We start from the raw sequence: 24,444 nt of genomic DNA on the forward strand, positions 1-24,444 counted from the left end.
CACGATCAACAACCTGTTTGACTGCTTCAATTTTAAACTCTTCTGGATAACGCTTACCGCTCATGGGCACCTCTCTTTAAGCCATCTTAAATGACTCTGAGGTGTCTGTTAAACCCATAGCGATTCAGGCAGAGTAATTCCGCATCTTCACCACCACTCCCCATTGCCTCCATGGTTTCAATCCATGCGCCTAATCCGCCATCAGGCTTGCGCTGCTCATAACTAATCATCGCTGCCATCCTTAGCTGAATCGGCGCGGAGTTGGTTGGCAAGAGATTCGAGAGCCATAACTGGTACGCCGATATGACCTGTGCCTTCAAACTTATTCATCAGGTGATTGATGGCCAATTCGACACCTTCAGCGCGAATCTCATTGACCATGGCATCAGTAACTGGGGTTTTTACATCCATATTTAGAGGGTAGTCAGCATCGATCTCTTCAAGGATGAATTCTCCCAACCGCTTGCGGCTCTCTTTCAGCGCCGCATTCTCCGCAACTAACAACTCCAGCTTCGAACGCGACTCACACGAATCATCACGCATAGCCAGCATCAGTGCTTCACTGGCTTCCAGTCTTTGCTGCAGGGACAGCACGCGCTCTGCCAGTTCAATCACTACCTCTTCATGGTCCTTTCCGATGTGAGATGGCGGATGACCACTCCGCACGACAGCGAATATCAAAAGCTGAAGGAAAAACAAAATGCCTAAAAAGACGTGGTCCGATAAAGACCTGGAATACATCGAGCGCGTGGCCGGGAAAGTACCCGTTCTCGTCATGGCAGCCGCAATAAACAAATCGGTATCAGCGGTGACGGGTAAAGCTCACTCGCTTGGGCTTAGACTAAAGGTGCCAGCTTCAATCCTCAAAAAGCACTGGCCTGATTTTGTCGGAAAAGAGCACCCTCATGAAGCAGCGTAAGAGCCCGACCCAAATTTGCATCGACCATCTCATCTACCAACCCACGAAGGGAACCAGAACAAAACGCAAAACCATCCCGCCAGCCAGTGAAGTGAAGACGCATGACCACGTCTACAATCTTTTAAAGTCGAAATGGGACCGTATGCGGAGGCCAAGATGATTAAGTGCACGCGAAATCCTCAAAAAAGTGGCATTCATGCTGACTTACCCGAACGCTGCCACCGCTGCCACCGCTGCCACCGCATCCTCACCAGTGAAGACAAACATCACTACTCCATCAGCTGCGAAAGCTGCGACTGCGATATGCAATGGGAGGAATATGAGCAACATAACCCCATCAAATCTGCCCACTGGCGCTGGCGAGCACTCTGCTTTGGTCTGCGTGTTCTGTGGAACTGGCCTCAAGCCATCGGAAGTGTATTGCTGCACCGGTTGCGCCGACCATCTGATGGAAAGCGATCCGAATTTCGACATGACAGGAGACGGTAATGGCACAGGCTAAACAGCCAAAGCCGCCGAAGCCCAAGAAATGCAAATGTTGTCCTGAGAATTTTATCCCCCGCAATAGCCTCCAAACCGTCTGCTCACCAAAATGTGCCATCCAACTCGCTAACCAGCTATCCGAGCGCAAGCAAAAGCGCCTGGAGAAAGAGCAGCGCGCGGCATGGAATAAGCGCAAGGCAGATGCGAAGCCGTTAAGCCACTGGATAAACATGACCCAGCGAGCATTCAATGACTACATCAGGGCGCGGGACGGGGATATTTGCATCAGCTGCGGCAGCACAACGGCAGTCAGTTATCACGCCGGCCACTTCCGGACTACGGCAGCGGCATCACAACTAAGGTTCGATGAGGACAACGTTCACAGCCAGTGTTCGGCCTGCAACGTTCATCACTCTGGCGCCATAGGTCCATACCGCATCAACCTCATAGCGAAAATTGGCCTTCAGCGCGTTCTGGCGCTCGAATCAAACAATACCCCTCACCGATACACCAGAGAAGAACTGGACGGCATCCGTGCACGTTACAGGGCTTTGCTGCGGGCATTGGTAAAGCAAAGAGAGGCAGCATGATTAATGTCGTCAGCTTGTCTGGCGGGAGAACGTCTGCATACCTTGCTCACCTCATGAAAGAGCGAGATCCGGAAACAGAATTCATATTCATGGATACCGGAGCAGAGCACCCAAAGACATACGAATTCATACGCAACATCGTAAAAAACTGGAAAATAGAACTTACCTGCCTCCGAGTTATCCCTAACCCGGAAATGAACAAGCCTAGCACCTACGAAATACTCAGCACAGATCAAATAGGCCCAGATCTGGAACCATGGAAGCGCATGCTCAGGAAGTATGGGCATCCTTATGTCGGCGGCGCGTTCTGCACGGACAGGATGAAGACTGTGCCATTCATTAAGTACTGCGACGAGCATTATGGAAGAGGTAATTACACAACCTGGCTTGGAATGAGGATTGATGAGCCCAAAAGGACAGCGCCTAAACCCGGCATCAGATATCTGGCCGAAATCAGTGATTTTGAAAAGCAAGATGTAATCGAGTGGTGGAAAGAACAACCTTTCGATCTGGAAATTCAGGAGCATCTTGGAAACTGCGTTTTCTGCATCAAAAAGAGCCTTCAAAAAGTAGCACTGGCGACAAAGGACGAGCCAGAACTGGCTGCCCAATTTATCCAAACTCTTCAATCCTTCGACGTTAAACCGGACAGGGTTATGTACCGCAGTAATTACTCACTGGAGCAGGTGATCGCATTGTTCTCCGATACGGGAAGGGACGAACTTGCCTCCAGAATGACATCCATGCGCCAGTACGACACCGGTTCTTGCTCTGAAAGCTGTGAAGCATTTGGTGGCCAGATGGGATTCGATTTTTCAATGGAGGCTGCATGATAGCCGATTACCTGCGTGACAAGTGGCGGTTCCTCAGGATGAATCGCGCCCGCAATACCTTCCCGGTTGATTACCGGACCATCAAAAACACAGCGAAACTGCAGGGGTTAAAACATGGGGCTTGAAACGACAGTTAAATATCACTTCCCGAAGGGGCAGAACTTCAGCGGGACAGCGCCACAGACTTCACCAGATACTCTCACAGGCACTGATTACATCGCAGCCATGGGAATGGCAATGGCTCGCGCTCCGATTGGTTACAGCGCGTTTATGGGGAAGGTTGGGGTAAGTGAGAACGACGCCGCACGCGCCGTATCCCTGTTAACTGAATTTGCACTGCAGTCATGCGATAAGGTTGCCGCCTTACGCAAGCTTGATTCAGATATTAAACCAGCAGTAATGCAAGTGCTCGCAACATATGCGTACATGGACTATTGCCGGAGTGCCGCCAGCGTTAAGCCGTGCGAATGCTGTCACGCGAAAGGCTTCATTGAGGCCAGTGTCTTCTCGATGAAATCACCGCTATCAGGTGGCTATGCCAGAAATGTCAAAGACACCGTGCGCGTGCTATGTAAGCAATGCGGCGGAAAAGGCGTAGTTTCGACAGCGTGCCGTGACTGCAACGGGCGCGGCCGGGCGGTGATGAAAGCAGAGACTGAAAAGCAGGGCGTGCCGGTAATGGGTGACTGTAAGCGATGCTGCGGGCGCGGGTATGAGCGCATCCCGTCAACTGAAGCGCATAACGCTGTATTCGAAGTAACAGACAGCATCAGCCTGCATACCTGGAAGAAAAGCGTTAAGCCGTTTTATGACGGTCTGATCGGAAAGTTGGAGATTGAGGAATCATGGGCCAATGCGGCGCTTAACAAGGTGACTGCATAACGCAATCGGAAATAGCTCATAAATTTATAGTGGGCTATTTACTTTTCCCGAAGCTGGGGATATGATTCCCAACAGTTGAAGTTGCGCACTGATGTTTGCAGGGTGCAAAAATTCGACAGTTCCGCTAAAAGTGAGAGCCAATAAGCGCCACGGTTACCAGCCGAAGGCGCTTTTTTATTGTCTTCTCACTGACAAATCTCAAAATCACGCTCTTTTGCGATTGCCTGAGATTAAAGGTCAGCCATAGAGCTGATCACTTCTTTCGCCCATGCCATCCACTCCAAACTCACTCGTTATCCTGTGTGGCATCGGGCGTCTTTTATGCAAAAAAAATCCGCACTCAGGCGGATTATTCAATCTTGGCTACCTAACAGCAACCGGGCTTTTCTCTCTCGACAAGATTAAAGCTAACCGGGCTTGCTCAGTTCAGAAAGTAGACAATTCCTAATTGAGCCAGCTCCCTCAACAAAGAGGGGGTCACATGAGTATCGATATGAGCAAACTGGCATCAGGCGCAGCTTATGGCGCATCTGCCGGGACAATAGCAAACGGCTTGCTTACCAAGCTGAGTCCCGATGAGTGGAGTGCCGTGGGTGTGCTGGCCGGTATTGTGGTCGCACTTATTACTCTCGGCATCAACTGGTATTACAAACGCAAGGCCACCAACGCGCAAATCGCTGCGCTACAACGCTGGCCTACTGCACCCGATGTCACCACCGAGGATTAACTCATGGCAATGTCCAGTAATCTGCGCAACAAGCTGATCGCTGTTGCCGGTGGTGGTGCTATCGCGATTGCTACCGTGTTCCTCGGTGGCAAAGATGGCGTTGAGGGTCGCGTGTACGAGCCTTACAAAGATGTAGCTGGCGTGTGGACTGTCTGCGATGGTCACACCGGTAACGACATCATCAAAGGCAAGAAGTACACCGACCGAGAATGCGATCGCCTGCTGAGCGCTGACCTGCAACCGGTTAAGCAGTCAGTTGACGGACTGGTAAAAATCCCCCTGGGTGAATACCAGAAAGCCGCGCTCTACAGCTTCACCTACAACGTCGGGTCATCCGCATTCTCAAAGTCATCCCTGCTGAAAAAGCTGAATGCAGGCGATGTGACCGGAGCGTGCGAAGAGATGCGACGCTGGGTGTATGCAGGCGGACAGAAATGGCGCGGACTGATGAACCGCCGTGACATGGAGCGTTCACTGTGCCTGGCGGAGAACGCCAATGACCTTAAGTAGAATCAAATGGGATGCGGTCGCTATTGCGGTCCTGCTCCTTTTGGTCATGGCTCTCTGCGTCACGGTAAAGCTTCAGTCATCCTCAAAGGCATTGCTCACCCTGCAGAATGAGCAGCTGAAGCAGGAAAAGACATCGGCCGAGGCCATTACAACCAACGTTCTGAGAGCCACAGCACTCTTCAACGACATCGCCCAGGCAACCCATGATGATAATCAGGCCAGTAACTCAGAAAGCGAGGGAAGGGTGGTCATCATCCGTCAGGCGATTAAAGGCGATCCGTGCGCTGCTCAGCCTGTTCCTGCTGCCGCTGTTGATCAGTTGCGCGCAAACCGAAACAAAGTACGTTCAGGTGCCACCGGTACAGATACCGGTAAGCCTGCTGGCTGACTGCGAAATACCACTCATCCCTGACCCGTTCACATGGGGCGACAGTCTGGAGCTGAACGAACGTCTGCTCAACTCACTTGCCAACTGCAACCGTGATAAGGCCGCCATCCGTAAAATCGAACTGGAACGGCAAAAATGACCAAATTCCTGACATGGCTGAAGAGCCTGTTTATCCATCCTAAAAAAGAGAGCAACCAAATGTCTGAGCCATTGAATGACGCAACCACAGTACAGCCTGTTGCAGCAGCACCCGTTACCGCTGAAGTAGTCACCCCAGCTACAGAAGTTAAAGCAGGCGTGCAGGACTTCGAAGCTGCGCTGGCGTTTGTAGAGAGCGGCGTAGCGCAGTTGGGTGCAGCGGCGAAAGATGAGTTGAAAGCTCTGGCGAAAAAGTACCTCTGATCTCATTACAGAAGCCACTCAATGAATGGCTTCGATAATGCTATCTATCAGGATTTTCTGTCTACTAAAAGGTCGATTCCTGAAGCATTAATGCGAGTGAGGTGAGCGCTAACGGTCCAGCCTGGAGTGTAAGGATCATATTTCATTTCGGTGTCGATGATGCCTTTCTCCCAGAGATATAAAAGGTGAGCATCAAGGATAACGTCTGAGCCGAGCTCTTCAGTTAGCTCCCTGTAACCCTCGGACTCCAGCATTAACGGGTAGACATCCTGTAGCTTTTCCAGAATGGTTTTAATGTGGTGCTTAGATAATTCCATAGTAATGAACCTTGCTGTATGAGATGCCAAATGCATCAGCATTAATATATATAAACGCGACTAACCAATACAGGTTAAATAAATGGCAAAGCTCACTGACAAACAAGAGCTGTTTGCCCGTGAGTATTTGTCAGACCTGAACGCAACTCAGGCAGCCAAGCGAGCGGGGTACAGCGACAAGACCGCTTACAGCATTGGACAGGAAAACCTGAAAAAACCTGAGATACAGGATCGCATTGCTGAGTTAAAGGCTGAGCGCAACGAGCGAACGCAGGTTAACGCTGACTATGTGCTACGCCGCCTCGTTGAGATAGATGAGATGGACGTGCTCGACATCCTGATGGTCAATGGAGAACTGAAGCCTATCACGCAGTGGCCTAAAGTCTGGCGCACCACGCTATCTGGCATGGATGTTACAGAGCTTGCCGGTGATTCGGCCGGGCTGCTGAAGAAAATCAAATGGCCTGACAAGGTCAAAAACCTCGAACTGCTTGGCAAGCATGTCACCGTCCAGGCATTCAAAGACAACGTTAAAAACGAACTGGTTGGCCCTAACGGCTTGCCGCTGGCTGCCCCAACGTTCGTTGTTAGCTTCGGAGCGGATGATGACGACAGCGGAGAAGAAACTTAGCTTCGCGCCCAAGTTCAAACCGCTCTTTAAGGCCATTCGCTACAAGGTATTCCACGGCGGTCGCGGTGGCGCTAAATCATGGGGCATTGCCCGCGCTCTGGTCATCATGGCCGCATCAAAGCGCCTGCGCATCCTGTGCACCCGCGAAGTGCAGAACTCAATTAAGGATTCAGTGCATAAGCTGCTGAAAGACCAGATTGAGATGCTTGGGCTGAACCCGTGGTTCCGCATCACTAACGAGACGATCAGCAGCGCATGCGGTAGTGAGTTCCTTTTCAAGGGGCTGCGCTTCGATCCGCTGGGCATCAAGTCGACTGAAGGCGTGGACATCTGCTGGGTGGAAGAGGCGCAGTCAGTTTCTGCTGATTCGTGGGACATCCTGATACCGACCATCCGCAAAGAGGGCTCGGAAATATGGGTGTCATTCAACCCCGGCGAAGAGAAAGATCCGACTTATCAGCGTTTCGTGCTTAACCCGCCTGATGACAGCATCACGGTTGAGGTGAACTACTACGACAACCCTTATTTGCCTGACACGCTCAGGAAGGAAATGGAGTACTGCAAGCGGGTCGATTACGAAGCGTATGAACACATCTGGCTGGGTAAGCCTAAATCGATTTCTGAAGCCGTCATATTCAAGCAGCGCTATAAGGTTGAGGCGTTCCCCGATAACCTGTGGCAGCAGGCCGATCGTCTGTTCTTCGGCGCTGACTTCGGCTTCGCCAATGACCCCAGCACGCTGATCCGCATGTTCATGCTCGGCACCCGGCTTTATATCGAATATGAAGCATGGGCGCAATAGTCGAGGGTTCGTACGATGGTTCAAACGATAGCGTTACGGACATCATGGACAGGCTGGAGCGTTATGCCGACCTGATTGAGCCATGGTCTGAAGCGGTATCTAAGCGACTCATCGATACGCTGGTTATTTCTGACGATGCCATGTGGCGTGACCGGTCGGAGCGCATTTCTGCCGGTCTGCGTGACCTGATGGATTCCGGCACCGGCGCGGTAACCCGCAGCATCATCGACGAGCAAGTGAAACTGTTCAAGTCTCTGCCCCTTCAGGCTGCCGATCGCGTTTACGACATTCACAATCAGGCGATTGAAGCGGTGGTATCCGGCAAGCGCTCCAGCACGCTAACGGATGAAATCATGCGTACCGGTGACGTGACTGAGGCGCGGGCGCGAACGATTGCCCGTACTGAAGTTGGACGGGCATCCACCGCAATCACTCAGGCGCGCTCAACGTCAATCGGCTCTCGCGGCTATATCTGGCGAACCGCCGACGACAGCGACGTGCGCCACTCACACAAGCAGATGGAAGGCAAGTATGTTGACTGGTCAAACCCGCCCACGCTTGACGGAATGACCGGCCATGCAGGCCAGTTTCCTAACTGCCGCTGTTATTGCGAAGTCGTCGTTCCCGAGGATTAACGATGCAATATTTCTTCACCACACGCCTCGGCAACACTCGATATGAGATGGCCGATGGCTCCCTGCTGTGCAAAGACGTACCGATTGCCCGCACCGGATCGCAGGTTTACGACGAAAGCGAACTGCCTGGCATTATCGGTGATGACGATGGCGAGATTGTCGTCACACGCGATGCTGACGAGGTATTCCGGCCTGAGACGCTTGCATCCTTCGAGGGCATGGCCTTCACGCTGGGGCACCCAAAGGACATGGTCAATCCGGGAAACTGGAAAGACTATGCCCACGGACACATTCAGAACGTGCGGCGCGGCACCGGCGATCAGTCAGATCTGATGCTGGGCGACATCCACATCAAAACATCAGAGGCCATCCAGAAAGTCACCGATGGCCTTGAGCAGATTTCCATGGGCTACGACGCCGACTACGAGCAGAAAGGCCCGGGTCAGGCACGACAGCACTCAATTATCGGTAACCACTGCGCGGGCGTGCCAAATGGCCGTGCAGGTATTCGCTGTTCAATTGGAGATAGCATATCAATGGCAAATAAAACACAGGGCTGGCTTACCCAGCTGAAACGGGCAATTAAAACCAAGGATTCCGCCACCATGGAAGACCTGGTTGATAACGCTCCCGCAGAACTGATTGAGCCGGAACTGGATTTGCCACGCGCGCTCAATATCACGATCAACCCGGCGCAACCGCTGCCACCTGAAAAGCCACTCGGAGGCCTTACCACCGATGACGGCGAAGGCGGCGCGCAGACCACCAGTGAGCTGGAGGCGAAAGTTGATGCACTGGCCTTGCTGGTTCAGCAGCTGATCAACCCATCATCTGTATCGACCGCTGACAGCGACGATCCGGAAGAGAAGGAAGAGAAGACCCGCGCAACAACCGATGCTGCTTATCATCAGGGTGTGGTGGCGCGTGCTGAGCTGATCATGCCAGGCGTGAAACTTCCTGAAGGCGGCAAGTTAGCAGCATTCAAGCGCTCCACCATGGACGCGGCATTCAAAACTCCAGATGGTCAGGCGCTGCTTGCTCCGCTGGTCGGTGCGTCGCCTGACTTCGCCAAAATGCCTAAAGCAACACTTGATGCGGTGTTTGTGTCTGCCAGCGAAATCGCCAAAGCGCGCAACAACGTGCCGGCACCGAATGGCCGCTCAAACTTCTACGACGCCTCTAACAAAAACTCTCCGGCTGCCCTGAACAAGGCATTCGCCGCCCACTGGAATAAATAAGGGATAACCAATGCCTTCATTACTGTACCGGATGCCAGTAGGCATCTCCGGGGCTATCTCACGCCCTCAGGATTTGACCACCGAGCCGGTGATCCTCAATTCCGCCAACATCTTCAGTGCTTACGGTCTGGCGGGTAAAGACAGCGCGGACGGCAAGTTTATCCCGCTGGCGGCAGATGATGCGGCCTCCGTGATTACCGGACTGTATGTGCGCCCGTACCCAACCACCTCAACACCGGACATGGTTCGTCAGGTTGGTACAGGCAAGAACTTCACCGGTGACGTGCTGAAGCGCGGCTACATGACCGTGAACATCGGCAGCACCGCTGCTGGCCTGACCAAAGGCGCGCCGGTTTATGTTCGCAACGCTAACCCGACCGATGCCAGCCCGCTGGGCGCAATCCTCGGCGCGGCAGTTACCGACGAAACCGTGGTGTTGCCAAACGCTACTTTCACTGGCGCAGGCGATGCCGATGGCAACGCTGAAATCGCTTACAACATCTAAGGGAATCGCTACATATGTTAACTTTTGACCAAGCCACCGTAGACGGTACTGGCGCTTTCCTGGTTGGCGAGCTTGAGCGCCTCGATCAGGAGCTGAATATGCCGCTGGTCGGTTACACGTGGTCGCGTGATATTCAGCTGCGCGAAGACGTGTCTATCGCTGACGACATCAGTTCTTTCACCAACTACACCTTTGCAGCACCGGGTACGCCGAATCCAAACGGTAAAAACTGGATCGGCAAAGATTCCACCGCCATCGCTGGACCGATGGTCGACATCGCGAAAACCGGCTTCCCGCTGACCCTGTGGGGCATGGAGCTGGGCTGGACCGTTGTTGAGCTGGCAGCGGCTGCCAAAGTTGGTCGCCCGATCGACACACAGAAGTACGATGCGATGCAGCTGAAATGGAACATGGACACCGATGAGCAGGTTTATCGCGGTGACACTCAGTTGGGCGTGAATGGCCTGTTCAACTACGCTGGTGCGTCTGTCACCAACGCAGTGAAAACATGGGCCAACTCGACTAACTCCGAGATTCTGGATTCCATCAATACGCTGCTGACCAATGCGTGGAAAGCCTCTGGCTATACGCTGGTTCCGCGTGACCTGCGCCTGCCGCCTAAAGCATTCGCGCTGCTGGCTCAGCGTATCGTGTCTGATGCCGGTAACCAGTCACTGCTGACTTACCTGCAGACCAACACCATTGCATTCCATCAGAATGGCGTGCCGCTGCGCATCTATGCCGTGAAATGGCTGGAAGGTGCTGGTGTTGGCGGTACCGATCGCATGGTCGCGTACACCAACGACAAGAAGTATGTGCGCTTCCCGATGGTGCCACTGCTGAGCGTCCCGGTGCAGTATCGCGGCATTTACCAGCTGACCACCTACTACGGCAAGCTGGGTGCAGTTGAGTCTCCATACCCGGAAACCATGGCGTATCTGGACGGCATCTAACCAATTCGGCCCCGAAAGGGGCCAACAGGAGTAACAAATGGCTAAGAAGACGATCCGCGTTCATACCCCATTCGATTTCCAGTTTGAAGACGGCACCAGCCAGCGCTTTGAAGCAGGCGAGCACACCGTTGATGACAAAGTTGCAGATCACTGGTTTGTCACCGCTCACTCTGACATTACCGGCAAGGCTAAGGCCAGCTCCGATACCAAAGAGTTTCAGGCGCAGATTGATAGCCTGACCGCGCAGCTTGCGGAGAAGGACAAGGCTTATGGTGAACTGCAGCAGTCAGTCGCAGATAAAGACCAGGCTATTGCTGAACTGACCGCGCAGCTTGAAGCGCTGAAAGCACCTGTAACCGAACCAGAACCGGAAACAGAAGACGATGGCAAGAAACAAAAATCTGCCGACGGTAAGTGATTTTCGCCGCGACTTCCCGCAGTTCAGTGACACCACGAAGTACCCAGAAGCAGTAATTCAGTTTCGCCTTAACCTCGCCGATACGCTGATTGATGGCTCAGCCATGGGGGATATGTTCCCTTATCTGGCTGGGCTGTTTGTCGCTCATTACATGGTGCTCTATGCATCAGATACGGCGGCCGGTGCGCTGGGAGGCGCGGGTGGGTCCACAAGTGGCGTGGTTGCCTCGAAGTCGGTTGATAAAGTCAGCGTGAGTTATGACAACAGCTCAACGCTGAATGCTGATGCCGGCTTCTGGAACTTCTCGCGCTACGGCGCTGAGTTCTGGCAGATGCTGCAGTTCTTCGGATATGGCGGTATTCAGCTATGAAATCAGGACTGACCATTCGCGCTGACTCCGCGCAAGGCATTCTGGACGCCCTTAAAACCCTCGCGAACAAGGATGTTCTGGTGGGCATCCCTGAGTCGAAAGATTCACGCGATGATGGCGAATTCGGTAATGCCGGTATCGGCTACATCAACGAGAACGGCTCTCCGCAGCAAAACATTCCGGCACGACCTCACCTGAAGCCCGGCGTGCGATCGGTAGAGCAGGAGTATCTGCCTCATCTTAAAGCTGCTGCTCAAAAGGCGCTGGAAGGAAATGTCGAAGGGGCGATCACTTCACTGGACAGGGCGGGAACGGTAGCGGCCAATGGCGTAAAGCGCTACATCACGATTACCGGATTTACTCCGCTTTCTGATGTGACGCTGGCGCAGCGCCGCAAGCGTGGTCGTACCGGCAACAAACCACTCATAGACACCGGCGAATACCGCCGCTCAATCACGCATGTTGTGAGGAATAAAGATGCCGACACTTGATGTAACTGACGTGCTGCTGTCGCCAGAGTTCCTCGATACGTCGCTTGTGGTTAAGCGCAGTGAGCAGACGATTGATAATGATGGATTCGCACAGAACACGGTCACACAAACCCCGTTCGGCGGAGTGGTGACGGTTGACCGATCACTTGAGGCGAAACGCATGCAGGCCGGGCAGGTTATCACTGGGGCCATCCTGATAGTGACCACCTTCAGGCTGACCAGCGGCAACACCGGTATCGATGCGGATATTGTCACCTACCGGGGGCGCGACTACCGCGTGACCTTCGTCGATCCATACACCGCCTATGGCGCAGGATTTGTTCAGGCGCACTGTGAGCTTCAGCCTTTTGATGGAGGTCAGAGTGAGCAATGACAGCACAGCGCCGGGCTACCTGACTCCCATCAGCGCATCGCAGGATTATGACGAGACGCTTGAACGTGAGTTGAGTCAGTGGGTCCGCACACTGTCCGGGCTACCTGCCGGGATGGTTCGTCCACGATGGACGCCCGTTCAGCCAGCATTACCCGCAGCGGATAAGAACTGGTGTGGCTTCGGCATCATCGGTTTCACCTCGGACAATACGCCTGCTTTTGCACAGCAGACTGACGACAGCAATCAGCTTTGGCGGCATGAGGTGATCGAAACACTCGCCTCGTTCTACGGACCGCAAAGCCAGTCAATTGCCACCCTGTTCCGCGACGGAATGACCGTTGAGCAGAATAACGAAACCCTCAAACAGAATGAGTTGTCGCTTGCTGATTACAGTGAACTGACCGCTTTCCCTGAGCTAATCAATAACCAGTGGGTGCGCCGGTATGACATCACCGTGCGCCTGCGCCGCAAAATTATCCGCGAGTACGGCATTAAATCGCTGGTCGACGCGCCAGTATCATTCTTTGGAGATTAATCTATGGCACAGGGCTTACCTGTATCCAACGTTGTAAACGTTGACGTGATTATGGCGGCTACGGCCGCGACGGGGCGAAACTTCGGATCGCTGCTGATTCTCGGCACCTCCACGGTTATCCCTGTGTCAGAACGCATCCGCCTTTATACTGGCTCAGAAGAGATTGGCACTGACTTCGGCGAGGACAGCCCGGAGTATGAAGCAGCGCTGATTTACTTCTCCCAGTCACCAGCACCAACTCAGGTTTACGTCGGGCGCTGGGCTAAGACCCTCGCCACGGGCGAAGCGGGTAGCGTGGAAACGCTGGCGCAGGCCATCACAGCCGTTCTCCAGTACACCAACTGGTATGGACTGGGCATCGCTGATGATGAAGATCTGACAGCGGCGGAAATTACCGCTACCGCAGCAGCCATTCAGGCATCAAGCCTTAGCCGTGTGTTTGCCGTCACGTCTGAAGATTCCGGCATTATCGACTCGGCATCAACCACTGACATCGCCTCTACACTGAAAGCCGCTGGCTATGGCCGTACCTTCGTTCAGTATTCGACGAAGAGCAAGTATGCGGCATTGTCTGCCTTTGGTCGCGCCTTCACGGTCAACTTTACCGGGAACAACACCACTCTCACCCTGAAGTTCAAAACTGAGCCGGGCGTTACATACGAAACCCTGACCAGCGCGCAGGCTGCTGCCATCGATGCGAAAAATGCCAACGTCTACGTTTATTACGCGAACGATACGGCCATTCTTCAGCAGGGCGTTATGTCCAACGGCGACTTCTTCGACGAGCGTCATGGGCTGGACTGGCTGCAGAATTACGTGCAGACCAACCTTTACAACCTGCTTTATACCTCAACTACCAAAATCCCGCAGACAGAGGCCGGTATTACCCGCCTGCTTTCAAACGTTGAGCAGTCGCTGGATCAGGCCGTGTCAAATGGGCTGGTTGCTGCAGGAGTCTGGAATGGTGGCGACATCGGGCAAATCACAGCGGGCGACACGCTGACTAAAGGCTATTACGTTTACGCTCAGCCATTGTCAACTCAGTCGCAGGCTGACCGCGAAGCGCGCAAATCACCGCTGATTCAGGCAGCTATCAAACTGGCTGGCGCAGTCCACTATGCCGATGTGCAGATCAACGTTGTTCGCTAAGGGGACATAAATGGCGACTTATAGCTTTATGGACGTTGTCGCGTCCCTTACCGGGCCGACTGGATCAATTGACCTCGGGTATGGCTCTGCCAACTCCGAGGAAGGTATCACCGTCACCATGACGGAATCCAAAAACACCATGACCGTTGGCGCTGACGGCGAAGTGATGCACAGCCTGCACGCGGGCAAGAGCGGCACGATGACTGTCACCCTGTTGAAAACATCCCCGGTCAACAAAAAGCTTTCTCTGATGTACAACGCGCAGAGCCTTTCCTCCGCCCTGTGGGGTAACAATGTGATCGTGCTGCGTAACCATGCGTCAGGCGACATCACCACTGCACGCGCTGTGGCGTTCCAGAAGCAGCCAGACCACGCCGACGCCAAAGTGGGCAACACCAAATCGTGGGTGTTCGACTGCGGCAAAATCGATCAGGTTCTCGGGGAGTTCTAACGGATGGAATTTGAAATCAAGGGTGTGCAGTACCGCACCAAAAAACTTAGCGTATTTGATCAGCTGAAGGTCACCCGAAAACTGCTCCCGGTTCTGGCCGGTATCATGCCTGACATGCAGAGCATCAAGGATGCCCTGCCTAAAGAGGGTGGCGATGCAGACCCGCAGGCGGTTTACAGCGTACTTGAAAAGGCTTTGCCGAAGATTGCCGAGAAGCTGGCTGACATGACCGAAGAGGATACCAATGCGATCATCTTCCCGTGCCTGTCAGTGGTATCGCGCAATCATGGCAAGGGATGGACTGCAGTAATGCAGTCTGGCGAGCTGATGTTTGATGACATCGACCTCATGAGCATGCTGCAGATGGTTGGCCGCGTGGTGGGTGACAGTCTGGGAAATTTTTTGCCCGCAGCCCCCGACAGCGTGACGCAGCCCCTGCCAGCGGGTTAACGCTCGACACCCTTCCTGATGGCGAAGATTACCTGATGCGCCCGGTGGATGCCGGGTACATCAGCTATACAGCTCTGAAAGACGGGTCAGTTGACCTGGCTGACATTGCCAGAATGAACGACTGGCTAGGCCTCAAAGCGGATAACAATGCCCGCATTCGCCGCTGGGAACAGGACAATCAATGAACGCTGAAACTATCAAAGACTTCCTTGTTTCCCTCGGTTTCCAGATTGATGATGCCGGGGCTCGCAAGTTTGATGCGGTTGTGGCTGGCACCACCGCTCAGGTAGTAAAAATGGGTGTGGCTGTCGAGGCCGCCGCCCTTTCTGTTGTGGCCTATACCGCTAAAATCGCCAGCGGGCTGGATAATCTTTACTGGGCATCACAGCGCACTGGTGCCACGGTTGCAGGCATTCAGGCTATCGGATATGCAGCCTCACAAACCGGATCAAGCGCTGAAGCCGCGCGTGGCTCACTGGAGAGTCTGGCCAGATTCGTGAGAAACAGCCCCGGCGCTGAAGGCTTCCTGAATCGCCTTGGCGTGCAGACGCGCGATGCAAGCGGCAACATGCGTGATATGGCATCCATATTCACAGGTGTCGGCAACAAGCTGAACCAGATGCCTTACTACCGCGCCAATCAGTATGCTCAGATGCTGGGCATTGATGAAAACACGCTGATGGCAATGCGGCGTGGGCTTGGACAGTTCAGCGCGCAGTATTCGCAGATGGCGAAGGCGATCGGTTTCAATGCAGATCAGGCCGCCGTCAGCTCCAACAAATTCATGACATCGCTTCGTTCGTTCGGCCAGATGGCTGGCATGGCGCGGGACAAAATAGGTTCAAACCTCGCGGAGGGCCTGTCGGGTTCAATTGATACGCTGCGCAAGCAGATTGTTGATAACTTCCCCAAAATCGAAGGGGTGATCACCAGCGGCGTCAAAGGTCTCCTGTGGCTAGCCGAGGTGATTGGCCGGGTTGTTTACCGGCTTATTCAGGCCGGTGCCGACATCATGGAATGGTGGTCATCGCTGGATCAGTCGACCCAGCGTCTGATCGAGATATTCGGCGCGCTGGTCCTCGCCTGGAAGTTACTGAATAGCGCCTTCCTAACATCTCCAATCGGTATAATTACCGCTCTTGGGCTTGCCATCCTCGCGCTGTACGACGATTACAAAACGTGGAAAGAAGGTGGCAAATCACTCATCGACTGGAAGAAGTGGGAGCCGGAAATCACCAACGCCATCAAGGCGATAGATGACCTGAAAAACCGCGTGCTGGGCCTGTTTGATATCGACCCGCAGACGTGGACCGCAAAATGGGATTTGAGCAACCTCACACAGAACCTTGGCAGCCTGGCGCGCATGCTGGACGGAATTGCGCGACTGATGAGTGCTATCAAGGATGGTCGCTGGAGCGATGCCTATGCCGTGGGAAAAGAACTTCTTCAGCAGAACAGCAATTCTGATGCGCTGCCACAGGTATCGGACAGTGCTGGCGGCGCAGCAGACTGGATTAAATCGAAGACCGGTTTCGATCCCCGCAGCATTGGTGAGTGGACCCGCAATAAGTTTTTCAAGCGTCCTGAGCCAACAAAAAATGGCGCTGCGCTGCTGGGATGGCTTGGTCCAACGCTGAACAGTCTCGAGCAGATGTATCGGCTGCCAACCGGGCTTTTACGCAGTGTGGCGATCGCTGAATCATCAGGCGACCCTAACGCTATGTCTGGTGCCGGTGCTCAGGGACTGTTTCAGCTCATGCCGGGAACGGCAAAGGATTTGGGTCTGCGCGGTAATGATGCATTCGATCCGGTCAAGTCGGCTGGAGCGGCTGCAAAGTACCTCAACCAGTTGCTGAAGGCGAACGGCGGTGACCTGAATAAGGCACTAGCCTCTTACAACTGGGGGATTGGCAATGTGCAGAAGCACGGCATGGGCCTGATGCCAGAGGAAACCCGCAACTACATTCCTCGCGTCCTCAGCAATATGCCGTCTTCCGGCGCACCGCAAATCAGCCAGGAAACCAATATTCACATTCATGGGGTGAGCGATCCAGGTCAGGCTGGCAAAGCGGTAGCTGACCAGCAGACTTCCGTAAATTCACGCTTCAGCCAGACGCTGGCAACAGGACCGCGCTAATGGATATTCTCTCAACGCTGTTTTCGCTGCAAAGCCGCAAAATTGGCCTGATAGTTCCTGACGTGGTGATATCTGAAAAGCACAGTGACACGCTGGAAATCACTGAACATCCGGTGGAAGACAAAGCGCCGGTGGCTGACCATGCATTCCGGCGTCCGTCCGATCTGGTGATGGAGGTTGGGTTCTCCGGTGGTGGCTCGTTACTCGATTTGCTGGGTACATCTTCGATTGGCCTGAGTCTTGGGCTTAGCCCGAAAGAGGTGTATCAGGAGCTTATCGACCTGCAGCGCAGCCGCGTTCCGTTCAGCGTCACAACCGGCAAACGGATTTACACCAACATGCTAATCCGCGTGCTGGATGTGACAACCGATAAAACCACTGAGAACGTGCTGGCGGCGACCCTGACATTGCGAGAGGTGCTAATCACATCCACACAGAGCGTATCCGTGGCCGACAAGGCTGATATGTCGCAGGGCGTAAGCACTTCTGAGGTTCAGAACTCTGGCGTTAAGTCGACAGTTCCGCAGAGCGAATCAATCCTTTCCAAGGTATCAAACCTGTTTTAGGGGGAATAATGCAGGCCAGTGAAATTCCTCTTTCTCCTGATAATCAGCAGTTCACCACGTCGATAAACGGAGTGAATTACACCATTCAGACGCTATGGCGTGATGATGCTGGCTGGATTATCGATCTGCTGGACAGCAGCGGCGCGGAAATCGTCACCGGCATTCCTCTGGTGACCGGCGCAAACCTGCTGGCGCAGTTCTCATACCTCAATCTTGGCTTTGGCCTGGCTGTGGTGTGCGACGATCCGGCGCAGGATTACCCGACTAAAACCGATTTGGGCATTAACAGCCACCTGCTGGCGGTAACGGAGTAAGCATGTCACAGAACTGGATGCGCCATTTCGAACTGCAGATCCTGTCCGAGAAGGGCGACGGCATCAGCCTTAGCGACTTCAAGGTGGTGTTTAACATCACCTGGACAGATACGCGCTGGCCGCGCGTTGCGATGGTGCGGATCTACAACCTGTCGAAAGACACCGCCTCACGCATTCTGGGGCAAGAGTTCGCGAAGATTAAAATCATCGCGGGCTATGACGGTATGGCGCAGACCGTTGACGCCAGCCAGGTTGGAGTAGCCGCACAGATTGACTCGTCTAAGGTCGGGCAGTCTAACGGCACAAACTTCGGCGAGATATTCAGCGGTGACATCCGCTTTACTGTGACCGGTCGTGATAACCCGACCGATACGTGGGTACTGATTCAGGCTGTAGACGGGCATCAGGCGTTTATGAATGCCAGCGTGACCAAGACCCTCGCAGCCGGTTATACCGTTGCTGATGTGCATTCCGCCGCGATGGACAGCTTCAACCCATACGGCGTGACGCAGGGCATAACTGGCGACATGCCAGCAACTGTCTTCCCGCGCGGGAGAGTCATTTACCAGTCATCGCGCGACATCATGGATAACGTGGCCGCGCAGTGTGGCGCAACGTGGCAACTGGTGGCCGGTCAGGCGCAAATGGTACCGACAGATAAATACGTCCAAAACGCCATTGTGCTGAACAGCGATACCGGGCTGATTGGCATGCCGCAACAGACCATGGGCGGCGGGGTGAATGTACGCTGTCTCATCAACCTAAATATTCAGCTTAAGGGGTTGGTACAGATAGATCAGGCGTCAGTGTATCGAGCTAGTCTGTCAGCGGATGAGGTAAAAGCGCTCCCGAGCCGTGCCAGCGAAAGCAACAATAATGGCAATCTGACGGTGAACGGAACACTGCAACAGCCCGCAAGTATTGCGGCTGACGGCGTGTATATCGTATCGGCTATAGATTATACTGGTGATACCAGAGGTCAGCCGTGGTACATGGATTTGATGTGCATTGCTCGCGGTTCTGCTGATCTGCAATCAAGCTCTGCCTTTAACAGGACAAGTTAGGAAATGCGCTTTTCTCTCAATTTTTTTGTTCTTATTTTGTTTATTGCCTCTTCTAACGCCATCGCTTCACCTGGAAAATATGAGGTTATGGCATCGGACTTGATGGATAAGCAAAAATTCCAAGAGTGGAAGCCAAAATACTCTGCAGCTCCATTTTTTGTGATGAACGGAAGGTTTTTTTATCTGACTATCAACGATTTTGCGGACATTGTGCGAAATACTTTTGCGCAATGTGACGATTTTGATGCCTACTACAATCAGAAAGGTGCAACAGATAGATGCAAAGCGCATATCTATCAAGGGATGGTTGAATGGGTCGAGCTTTCTCGCGACAAATCTGTAAGTGAGCACGCCTGGAGCATAGGGGTTAACTACGCATTTGACACTTCGAACCCAGTGGCGAGTAAAAATGTATGGGACTTCAATGGCTGGGCTGCAGGGATACGCGTGGCTAAGTCAAAAGGATACTAGGTGACAGTAGCGATCCGCAGCAATATGGATCAGCCTCGGGTGTTTGGTACTTTTGATTGCGTGAAGATCAAATAGTTCTGATAGAATCGCCCCAAACTAGCCCAATCGCGGTGGGACCATGGAAGCTCAAAATAAAATTCTCTTCGCTTATCCTGTGACGCATAAAGACGACATGACGAAGGAGGATATGTGCATCCCTTCCCCTTTTTTTACAGGATTAGAGCAGAACACTATATGCTCAATTGTTGTCACTGTCGGATACTCAATCATCTTTGGCCGTCGTAGTTATATTCTGATAAACGTATACAAATCAGGAGAGAACGACGAACCGGGCCCAATTATTGAAAATGGTCGAGTGGAAACCCTAAAAGGCGGTATTTTCCAGAATAAATTGGGGATCTTTTTAGCAAGCTTCCATATGCAAGACTTTGAGGTAAAGTCCTCAGGTTATTATGAAATCTCAGTTAAGCTTTTCGAAGCGGATGAAGAAGGTAATAAAACTGATAAGGTATTGGACAGCTATTGCACTCAGTTTTATGTTCAGACCAAGGTAAAACCAAATGCGTAAAATGTACTTGGTGCCATCGAATGGCGAGGTGGTTGAATCCTTCCATGATGAACCCAATGATTATGGGAGTGGCGGTGGCGGAGGTGAGGACATGCTTGAGAAACGAGTTAAGCAGCTTGAGGATGATGTGGCTGCAATGCGAACTGATATCGCTGTCATGAAATCGAACTATGCCACCAAAGAAGATATTGCCTCAGTTCGAATCGAGGTACACCAGTCGATTTCAGCCCAAACTAAATGGCTGGCTGCTACCATGATTGCAATTGCCGGCGCATCTATGGCAATCGCTAAATTGCTTTTCTAAAAGTAAGCAATTCATTTTCACTAACCCGCTTCGGCGGGTTTTTTAATGCCTGGAGAAATTATGTCAGTTTCACCGCAATCGCTGGCCGGGGGCGAGCAGCAGGCTATGAAGGTGTTATCTGACACCATATTTTCAATGCTCCGCGTATCTCTGCCGGGCATCATCGAATCCTATGACCCGATCGCTAATACCTGCACTGTTCAGCCAGCGCTAAAAGGGCAGACCGCCGATGAGCTTGGCAACTACACATCTGCTCCGCTGCCGCTGCTGGTCGATGTGCCGGTGGTGTTTCCACGAGGCGGAGGCTGTTCAATCACTTTCCCTGTAAAGGAAGGTGACGAATGCCTGGTGGTGTTCTCGGATCGCTGCATCGATTTCTGGTGGCAGAGCGGCGGAGTGCAGGAGCCTGTCGACCCGCGCCAACATGACTTATCTGATGCTTTCGCTTTCGTTGGACCGATGTCACAGCCTAACGTGATCAACAATATCAGCACGACCACGATGCAGATGCGCACCGATGACGGACTGGCCTACATCGAACTCGACCCAAACAGCCATGCCATTAACATGGTGGCACCGGGCGGCGTAAACTTCACTACGCCGCTTGCGAAATTCAGCCAGGCGGTAACCATCACGGGCTTGCTGACGTGGGCGGGCGGCATGGTGGGCAGTATCGCATCCGGTACCGCCGCCAAAATTACCGGTGCTATTCAGTTCCTCGGCACACTCACATCCAACGGCAAAGACATCAGCGACCAGCATACGCATAGCGGTGTTCAGACTGGTAGCGGCAACTCCGGCAAGGTGAACTGATGCGATACAGACGCGAAGATGACGATGGTGATTACACCTTCGGGCAGGGCGATGATACCTGGCTGATTAACTCACCTGAAGCGGTGGCGCAGGCAGTGAAAACACGGTTCCTGCTATGGTACGGGCAATGGTTCCTTGATACCACTTCCGGAACGCCGTGGATTCAGTCGGTGCTGGGCAAACAGAAACCTGAAACATACAACCTTGCCATACGCCAGCGCATCCTTGAGACGCAGGGCGTTAACTCGATTCAGTCATTTGATACCAACCTCAACACCTCATCACGCCGGGTAGTGTTCACGGCGACCATCGACACCATCTACGGAACGACGACCGTCACAAGCGAGGCATAATGGCTCTTGATCTCGATACGCTGGGGCTCTCCGCTACGGTGACCGCCTCAGGGATTAGTGCGCCTGATTACCAGACGATACTCTCCACTGTCACCAGTTATTTTCAGCAGATTTACGGCACAGATGCCTACCTCGACCCGGACAGCAAAGACGGTCAGATGGTGGCGCTAGTTTCGCTGGCTATTAATGACGCCAACAACACCGCAATACAGGTCTATGGCTCGTTTTCTCCATCAACCGGTATGGCCGACGCTCTGACGCGCAACGTGAAGATCAATGGCATCACTCGCAAATCAGCGACCAACTCGACGGTTGACGTGACACTTACCGGTACCGCAGGCACCACGATCACCAACGGTTCAGTTAAAGATGCCAATGGCATCATCTGGAACCTGCCAGCAAGCGTGACGATTGATACTGGCGGGTCAGTCATTGCTACGGCGACCTGTGCCAGTTCTGGCGCAGTGGCGGCGGTGATTGGCTCGGTGAACCAAATCAACACGCCAACGCGGGGATGGACGTCAGTTACTAACGCAAGTTCAGCAATAGTCGGTACCTCAGTTGAATCCGACTCCGCACTGCGCATCCGTCAGGGACAGAGCGTGGCGCTGCCATCACTAACGCCGTTCGATGCGGTAGACGGTGCGCTGGCGAACGTTGATGGCGTGACGCGGCATAAGCTGTATGAGAACGATAGCGGCTCAGCTGATTCCAATGGTCTACCGGCACATTCAATTTCAGCGATTGTCGATGGCGGTGATGCAACCGTCATCGCGCAGACAATACGCGGCAAGAAGGGGCAGGGCGTAGCCACCTACGGAACAACGTCAGTGACTGTTGCAGATACCTACGGCAACCCGCATGTAATCAGCTTTTACCGATCCACCGATGTGCCGATTTACATTTCACTGGCACTTAAAGTTTTCACTGGCTATACAACGCAGATTGGCGAACAGATTAAGCAGGCGATCGCCGATTACATCAACAGCCTTCAGATTGGAGATGATGTGCTTCTGAGTCGCGTTTACTCACCGGCCAACCTCGGTGTCGTCAGTGGCGGTAATGCCAAATACTACGACATAACGTCACTGCAGATTGGCAAAAGTGCTGGTTCAGTGGCAGTGGGCAACGTTGATATTGCGTTCAATGAGTCGGCGTCGTGCTCTACGGCTAACATCGCGCTCACGGTGACATCATGAGTAAGTACACCGACCTGATTACGAATTACCACGTCGGTAAGCCGAAGTTTGTCGCCCACGTTGACCTATCCACCCGGCCGCTCACCGACGCATCTACTTCGCTGCAAAGTCTGGTTTCTGCATTCGACATCGACAGCGCAGTAGGTGTGCAGCTGGACGTGCTGGGCGAATGGATTGGTCGGACTCGCATCGTCAGCCAGCCAATAGCGGGCGTTTATTTCTCTTTTGATACGGACGGGCTGGGCTGGGATCAGGGTGTGTGGCAGGGACCATATGACCCGGATGCCGGCTACACCAGCCTGAGCGACGACACCTACCGCATTGTCCTGAAAGCAAAAATAGCGATCAACAACTGGAATGGGCAAAACGACACATTACCGCCGATTCTTGAAACAGCCCTGGCTGGCTCCGGCCTCAAGATGCAGATCGTCGACAATCAGGACATGACCATCTCGGTTTGGGTTTTTCCGGAAGAAGATATCAGCCAGGTTTCGCTCGAACTGATTGCAGCAATCAAACAAGGCTACCTGACCGTCAAAGCTGCCGGGGTATGGGCCGGTGACATTCAGACACCCTCAATTGAAACACCATCAGTCGGAAACCGCTTCTTTGGATTCGACATGGATAATGACTACATCGCCGGATTTGATGATGGCGCTTGGGAGAAAGCACTCTAATGGCTACTAACAATTTCAAACCATTCGCACAGGCATCAGGTGCGAACGTAACGTCACAGGCGGACTATGAAGCCCTTGCAGCACTGCTAACTGGGTTTCAAAGTGGAAAAGCTTCATCAGCCCAAATAAATAAAGCGTTGCGCCAGTCATCGGCGATAGCATCGGTTCTGGCACAGTTCATTGCAGATAAAAGCGGTAATGACGTTCTGGATAATGGCAGCACATCAACAATTCTGACAAATCTGTTACTTGCCCTAAAAGGGAATGTTGTTGCGACTAATCCACAATATTTCGTTGATGCAGGTGCCGCTAATGCAATAGTGATTACTCCATCACCAGTTATTACTGCTCTGGTTGATGGTCAGGTATTCGATATTGCCGTTGCCGCAGCAAATACGGGGGCAGTGACTCTCAAAGTAAATGCACTGACAGCTTATCCGCTCATTGGTCCGGTAGGCGCATTGCAGGGAGGTGAAATTGGTGCGGCGAAGGGTGTTATTCGTGTTGTCTGGTCTGCTGCAAAAAGCTCTTTCTTAATTGTCGCCCAGAACACTACAGGACCACAGCAAGTGGCCCCTGCCGCACAATCAAATCAGGCTGTGAATTTAGGGCAATTTACGCTGCTGTCGGGTGATTCCGGATACATTAAGTTTCCCAACGGTGTAATTCTTCAGTGGGGATCTGGATCTATAACTGGAGGCGGAAGCGCCTCGGGTACCGTTACGGTTAGCTATCCAATAGCATTCCCTAATAACTTTTTCCAGGCTGTGGCTTGCCCTAGGGATATGTCAGGCGGTACATCTTCAGGAATGAGTTTTTATGCAAACTATCAAAGCGGAACTACACAATTGAGTACCATAAAAGTATCCGCAGTCGGCTCAGCAATTGGAAGCTTATCTTTCCGTTATTTCGCAATAGGCAACTGA

At 53.0% G+C, this 24,444-nt stretch carries 41 protein-coding genes; 38 read left to right on the forward strand and 3 right to left on the reverse strand.

Annotated elements, in window-relative coordinates; translation table 11 throughout:
- Nucleotides 1-86: 86 nt before the first annotated feature.
- Together FD737_RS09900 and FD737_RS09905 are read right to left on the reverse strand one after the other, a co-directional pair.
- Nucleotides 87-230, reverse strand: a complete 144-nt coding sequence (locus FD737_RS09900; protein WP_160833396.1) for a hypothetical protein — start codon at nt 228-230, stop codon at nt 87-89.
- Nucleotides 223-615 carry a hypothetical protein gene (locus FD737_RS09905; RefSeq protein WP_160833397.1) on the reverse strand — a complete coding sequence of 131 codons (393 nt, stop codon included), beginning with the start codon at nt 613-615 and terminating at the stop codon, nt 223-225. Before FD737_RS09905 ends, FD737_RS09900 begins: the two co-directional genes overlap by 8 nt.
- Before the next feature lie 85 nt (nt 616-700).
- Between FD737_RS09905 and FD737_RS09910 the strand changes: the two genes are divergently transcribed.
- The 11 genes from FD737_RS09910 to FD737_RS09960 all read left to right on the forward strand — a co-directional run bounded on the left by FD737_RS09910 (nt 701) and on the right by FD737_RS09960 (nt 5,734).
- Nucleotides 701-919, forward strand: coding sequence for a hypothetical protein (locus FD737_RS09910; protein ID WP_160833398.1), 219 nt, complete (start codon nt 701-703; stop codon nt 917-919).
- A complete protein-coding gene (locus tag FD737_RS09915) occupies nt 906-1,079 on the forward strand; it encodes a NinE family protein (RefSeq protein ID WP_160833399.1) in 174 nt (57 codons plus the stop codon). The genes FD737_RS09910 and FD737_RS09915 overlap by 14 nt, the downstream gene beginning before the upstream one ends.
- Before the next feature lie 159 nt (nt 1,080-1,238).
- A complete protein-coding gene (locus FD737_RS24135; RefSeq protein ID WP_160833400.1) occupies nt 1,239-1,421 on the forward strand; it encodes a protein NinF in 183 nt (60 codons plus the stop codon).
- Entirely contained in the window at nt 1,408-1,992 is a 585-nt protein-coding gene (locus FD737_RS09925) for a recombination protein NinG (RefSeq protein WP_160833401.1), read from the forward strand. The genes FD737_RS24135 and FD737_RS09925 overlap by 14 nt, the downstream gene beginning before the upstream one ends.
- Nucleotides 1,989-2,825: a phosphoadenosine phosphosulfate reductase family protein gene (locus tag FD737_RS09930; protein ID WP_160833402.1), complete on the forward strand. Its 837-nt coding sequence runs from the start codon at nt 1,989-1,991 to the stop codon at nt 2,823-2,825. Before FD737_RS09925 ends, FD737_RS09930 begins: the two co-directional genes overlap by 4 nt.
- Nucleotides 2,822-2,950 (forward strand): YlcG family protein, encoded by a 129-nt coding sequence (locus tag FD737_RS24140; protein WP_160833403.1) that lies wholly within the window; start codon nt 2,822-2,824, stop codon nt 2,948-2,950. The genes FD737_RS09930 and FD737_RS24140 overlap by 4 nt, the downstream gene beginning before the upstream one ends.
- Nucleotides 2,940-3,707 carry an antitermination protein gene (locus FD737_RS09940; protein WP_160833404.1) on the forward strand — a complete coding sequence of 256 codons (768 nt, stop codon included), beginning with the start codon at nt 2,940-2,942 and terminating at the stop codon, nt 3,705-3,707. The genes FD737_RS24140 and FD737_RS09940 overlap by 11 nt, the downstream gene beginning before the upstream one ends.
- A 481-nt stretch (nt 3,708-4,188) precedes the next feature.
- Complete coding sequence (locus tag FD737_RS09945; protein ID WP_160833405.1) at nt 4,189-4,434, forward strand: phage holin; 246 nt, start codon at nt 4,189-4,191, stop codon at nt 4,432-4,434.
- A 9-nt stretch (nt 4,435-4,443) separates the two neighbouring features.
- Nucleotides 4,444-4,944 (forward strand): lysozyme, encoded by a 501-nt coding sequence (locus FD737_RS09950; RefSeq protein WP_160833501.1) that lies wholly within the window; start codon nt 4,444-4,446, stop codon nt 4,942-4,944.
- Nucleotides 4,931-5,332: an exotoxin gene (locus FD737_RS09955; RefSeq protein ID WP_160833406.1), complete on the forward strand. Its 402-nt coding sequence runs from the start codon at nt 4,931-4,933 to the stop codon at nt 5,330-5,332. The genes FD737_RS09950 and FD737_RS09955 overlap by 14 nt, the downstream gene beginning before the upstream one ends.
- Before the next feature lie 135 nt (nt 5,333-5,467).
- Entirely contained in the window at nt 5,468-5,734 is a 267-nt protein-coding gene (locus FD737_RS09960) for a hypothetical protein (protein ID WP_160833407.1), read from the forward strand.
- Between the two features lie 47 nt (nt 5,735-5,781).
- On the opposite strand, the gene FD737_RS09965 is transcribed toward FD737_RS09960, so the two are convergent.
- On the reverse strand, nt 5,782-6,051 hold the full coding sequence (locus tag FD737_RS09965) for a hypothetical protein (RefSeq protein WP_160833408.1): 270 nt from the start codon (nt 6,049-6,051) through the stop codon (nt 5,782-5,784).
- Nucleotides 6,052-6,133: 82 nt separating this feature from the next.
- Between FD737_RS09965 and FD737_RS09970 the strand changes: the two genes are divergently transcribed.
- The 27 genes from FD737_RS09970 to FD737_RS23875 all read left to right on the forward strand — a co-directional run bounded on the left by FD737_RS09970 (nt 6,134) and on the right by FD737_RS23875 (nt 24,444).
- Nucleotides 6,134-6,682, forward strand: coding sequence for a terminase small subunit (locus tag FD737_RS09970; protein WP_160833409.1), 549 nt, complete (start codon nt 6,134-6,136; stop codon nt 6,680-6,682).
- Complete coding sequence (locus FD737_RS09975; protein ID WP_202404518.1) at nt 6,657-7,484, forward strand: PBSX family phage terminase large subunit; 828 nt, start codon at nt 6,657-6,659, stop codon at nt 7,482-7,484. The genes FD737_RS09970 and FD737_RS09975 overlap by 26 nt, the downstream gene beginning before the upstream one ends.
- Nucleotides 7,472-8,119, forward strand: coding sequence for a phage minor head protein (locus tag FD737_RS09980; protein WP_160833410.1), 648 nt, complete (start codon nt 7,472-7,474; stop codon nt 8,117-8,119). The genes FD737_RS09975 and FD737_RS09980 overlap by 13 nt, the downstream gene beginning before the upstream one ends.
- Before the next feature lie 2 nt (nt 8,120-8,121).
- On the forward strand, nt 8,122-9,357 hold the full coding sequence (locus FD737_RS09985; protein WP_160833411.1) for a DUF2213 domain-containing protein: 1,236 nt from the start codon (nt 8,122-8,124) through the stop codon (nt 9,355-9,357).
- A 10-nt stretch (nt 9,358-9,367) separates the two neighbouring features.
- The gene (locus tag FD737_RS09990; protein WP_160833412.1) at nt 9,368-9,862 is read left to right on the forward strand and encodes a hypothetical protein; all 495 of its coding nucleotides are present in this window, start codon (nt 9,368-9,370) and stop codon (nt 9,860-9,862) included.
- 14 nt (nt 9,863-9,876) lie between these two features.
- Complete coding sequence (locus FD737_RS09995) at nt 9,877-10,815, forward strand: DUF2184 domain-containing protein (RefSeq protein WP_160833413.1); 939 nt, start codon at nt 9,877-9,879, stop codon at nt 10,813-10,815.
- Nucleotides 10,816-10,852: 37 nt separating this feature from the next.
- Nucleotides 10,853-11,233 (forward strand): hypothetical protein, encoded by a 381-nt coding sequence (locus FD737_RS10000; RefSeq protein WP_160833414.1) that lies wholly within the window; start codon nt 10,853-10,855, stop codon nt 11,231-11,233.
- Nucleotides 11,199-11,603 (forward strand): DUF4054 domain-containing protein, encoded by a 405-nt coding sequence (locus FD737_RS10005; RefSeq protein WP_160833415.1) that lies wholly within the window; start codon nt 11,199-11,201, stop codon nt 11,601-11,603. The genes FD737_RS10000 and FD737_RS10005 overlap by 35 nt, the downstream gene beginning before the upstream one ends.
- Nucleotides 11,600-12,094 carry a hypothetical protein gene (locus FD737_RS10010; RefSeq protein ID WP_160833416.1) on the forward strand — a complete coding sequence of 165 codons (495 nt, stop codon included), beginning with the start codon at nt 11,600-11,602 and terminating at the stop codon, nt 12,092-12,094. The genes FD737_RS10005 and FD737_RS10010 overlap by 4 nt, the downstream gene beginning before the upstream one ends.
- Nucleotides 12,081-12,467, forward strand: a complete 387-nt coding sequence (locus tag FD737_RS10015) for a head-tail adaptor (protein WP_160833417.1) — start codon at nt 12,081-12,083, stop codon at nt 12,465-12,467. Before FD737_RS10010 ends, FD737_RS10015 begins: the two co-directional genes overlap by 14 nt.
- Nucleotides 12,445-13,002 (forward strand): hypothetical protein, encoded by a 558-nt coding sequence (locus FD737_RS10020; RefSeq protein WP_370523059.1) that lies wholly within the window; start codon nt 12,445-12,447, stop codon nt 13,000-13,002. Before FD737_RS10015 ends, FD737_RS10020 begins: the two co-directional genes overlap by 23 nt.
- 3 nt (nt 13,003-13,005) lie before the next feature.
- On the forward strand, nt 13,006-14,151 hold the full coding sequence (locus FD737_RS10025) for a DUF3383 family protein (RefSeq protein ID WP_160833419.1): 1,146 nt from the start codon (nt 13,006-13,008) through the stop codon (nt 14,149-14,151).
- 10 nt (nt 14,152-14,161) lie between these two features.
- Nucleotides 14,162-14,602: a DUF3277 family protein gene (locus FD737_RS10030; RefSeq protein ID WP_160833420.1), complete on the forward strand. Its 441-nt coding sequence runs from the start codon at nt 14,162-14,164 to the stop codon at nt 14,600-14,602.
- 3 nt (nt 14,603-14,605) lie between these two features.
- The gene (locus FD737_RS10035) at nt 14,606-15,052 is read left to right on the forward strand and encodes a phage tail assembly chaperone (RefSeq protein WP_160833421.1); all 447 of its coding nucleotides are present in this window, start codon (nt 14,606-14,608) and stop codon (nt 15,050-15,052) included.
- Between the two features lie 35 nt (nt 15,053-15,087).
- The gene (locus FD737_RS10040) at nt 15,088-15,237 is read left to right on the forward strand and encodes an NTP pyrophosphohydrolase (RefSeq protein WP_160833422.1); all 150 of its coding nucleotides are present in this window, start codon (nt 15,088-15,090) and stop codon (nt 15,235-15,237) included.
- Nucleotides 15,234-17,189 carry a transglycosylase SLT domain-containing protein gene (locus FD737_RS10045; RefSeq protein ID WP_160833423.1) on the forward strand — a complete coding sequence of 652 codons (1,956 nt, stop codon included), beginning with the start codon at nt 15,234-15,236 and terminating at the stop codon, nt 17,187-17,189. Before FD737_RS10040 ends, FD737_RS10045 begins: the two co-directional genes overlap by 4 nt.
- Entirely contained in the window at nt 17,189-17,755 is a 567-nt protein-coding gene (locus FD737_RS10050; RefSeq protein ID WP_160833424.1) for a phage baseplate protein, read from the forward strand. The genes FD737_RS10045 and FD737_RS10050 overlap by 1 nt, the downstream gene beginning before the upstream one ends.
- An 8-nt stretch (nt 17,756-17,763) precedes the next feature.
- Nucleotides 17,764-18,069, forward strand: a complete 306-nt coding sequence (locus FD737_RS10055) for a hypothetical protein (RefSeq protein WP_160833425.1) — start codon at nt 17,764-17,766, stop codon at nt 18,067-18,069.
- 2 nt (nt 18,070-18,071) lie between these two features.
- Nucleotides 18,072-19,133 carry a hypothetical protein gene (locus FD737_RS10060; RefSeq protein WP_160833426.1) on the forward strand — a complete coding sequence of 354 codons (1,062 nt, stop codon included), beginning with the start codon at nt 18,072-18,074 and terminating at the stop codon, nt 19,131-19,133.
- A gap of 3 nt (nt 19,134-19,136) precedes the next feature.
- Nucleotides 19,137-19,604 (forward strand): hypothetical protein, encoded by a 468-nt coding sequence (locus FD737_RS10065; protein ID WP_160833427.1) that lies wholly within the window; start codon nt 19,137-19,139, stop codon nt 19,602-19,604.
- Between the two features lie 118 nt (nt 19,605-19,722).
- Entirely contained in the window at nt 19,723-20,172 is a 450-nt protein-coding gene (locus FD737_RS10070) for a hypothetical protein (RefSeq protein ID WP_160833428.1), read from the forward strand.
- Nucleotides 20,165-20,476: a hemolysin XhlA gene (locus tag FD737_RS10075; protein ID WP_237448777.1), complete on the forward strand. Its 312-nt coding sequence runs from the start codon at nt 20,165-20,167 to the stop codon at nt 20,474-20,476. The genes FD737_RS10070 and FD737_RS10075 overlap by 8 nt, the downstream gene beginning before the upstream one ends.
- 60 nt (nt 20,477-20,536) lie before the next feature.
- Nucleotides 20,537-21,289 carry a Gp138 family membrane-puncturing spike protein gene (locus FD737_RS10080; protein ID WP_160833429.1) on the forward strand — a complete coding sequence of 251 codons (753 nt, stop codon included), beginning with the start codon at nt 20,537-20,539 and terminating at the stop codon, nt 21,287-21,289.
- Nucleotides 21,289-21,642 carry a hypothetical protein gene (locus FD737_RS10085; RefSeq protein ID WP_160833430.1) on the forward strand — a complete coding sequence of 118 codons (354 nt, stop codon included), beginning with the start codon at nt 21,289-21,291 and terminating at the stop codon, nt 21,640-21,642. The genes FD737_RS10080 and FD737_RS10085 overlap by 1 nt, the downstream gene beginning before the upstream one ends.
- Nucleotides 21,642-22,841, forward strand: a complete 1,200-nt coding sequence (locus FD737_RS10090) for a baseplate J/gp47 family protein (protein ID WP_160833431.1) — start codon at nt 21,642-21,644, stop codon at nt 22,839-22,841. The genes FD737_RS10085 and FD737_RS10090 overlap by 1 nt, the downstream gene beginning before the upstream one ends.
- Nucleotides 22,838-23,518, forward strand: coding sequence for a DUF2612 domain-containing protein (locus FD737_RS10095; protein ID WP_160833432.1), 681 nt, complete (start codon nt 22,838-22,840; stop codon nt 23,516-23,518). The genes FD737_RS10090 and FD737_RS10095 overlap by 4 nt, the downstream gene beginning before the upstream one ends.
- The gene (locus FD737_RS23875; RefSeq protein ID WP_237448778.1) at nt 23,518-24,444 is read left to right on the forward strand and encodes a hypothetical protein; all 927 of its coding nucleotides are present in this window, start codon (nt 23,518-23,520) and stop codon (nt 24,442-24,444) included. Before FD737_RS10095 ends, FD737_RS23875 begins: the two co-directional genes overlap by 1 nt.

This window comes from Pantoea sp. Seng, assembly GCF_009829935.1.
GTDB lineage: Bacteria > Pseudomonadota > Gammaproteobacteria > Enterobacterales > Enterobacteriaceae > Pantoea > Pantoea communis.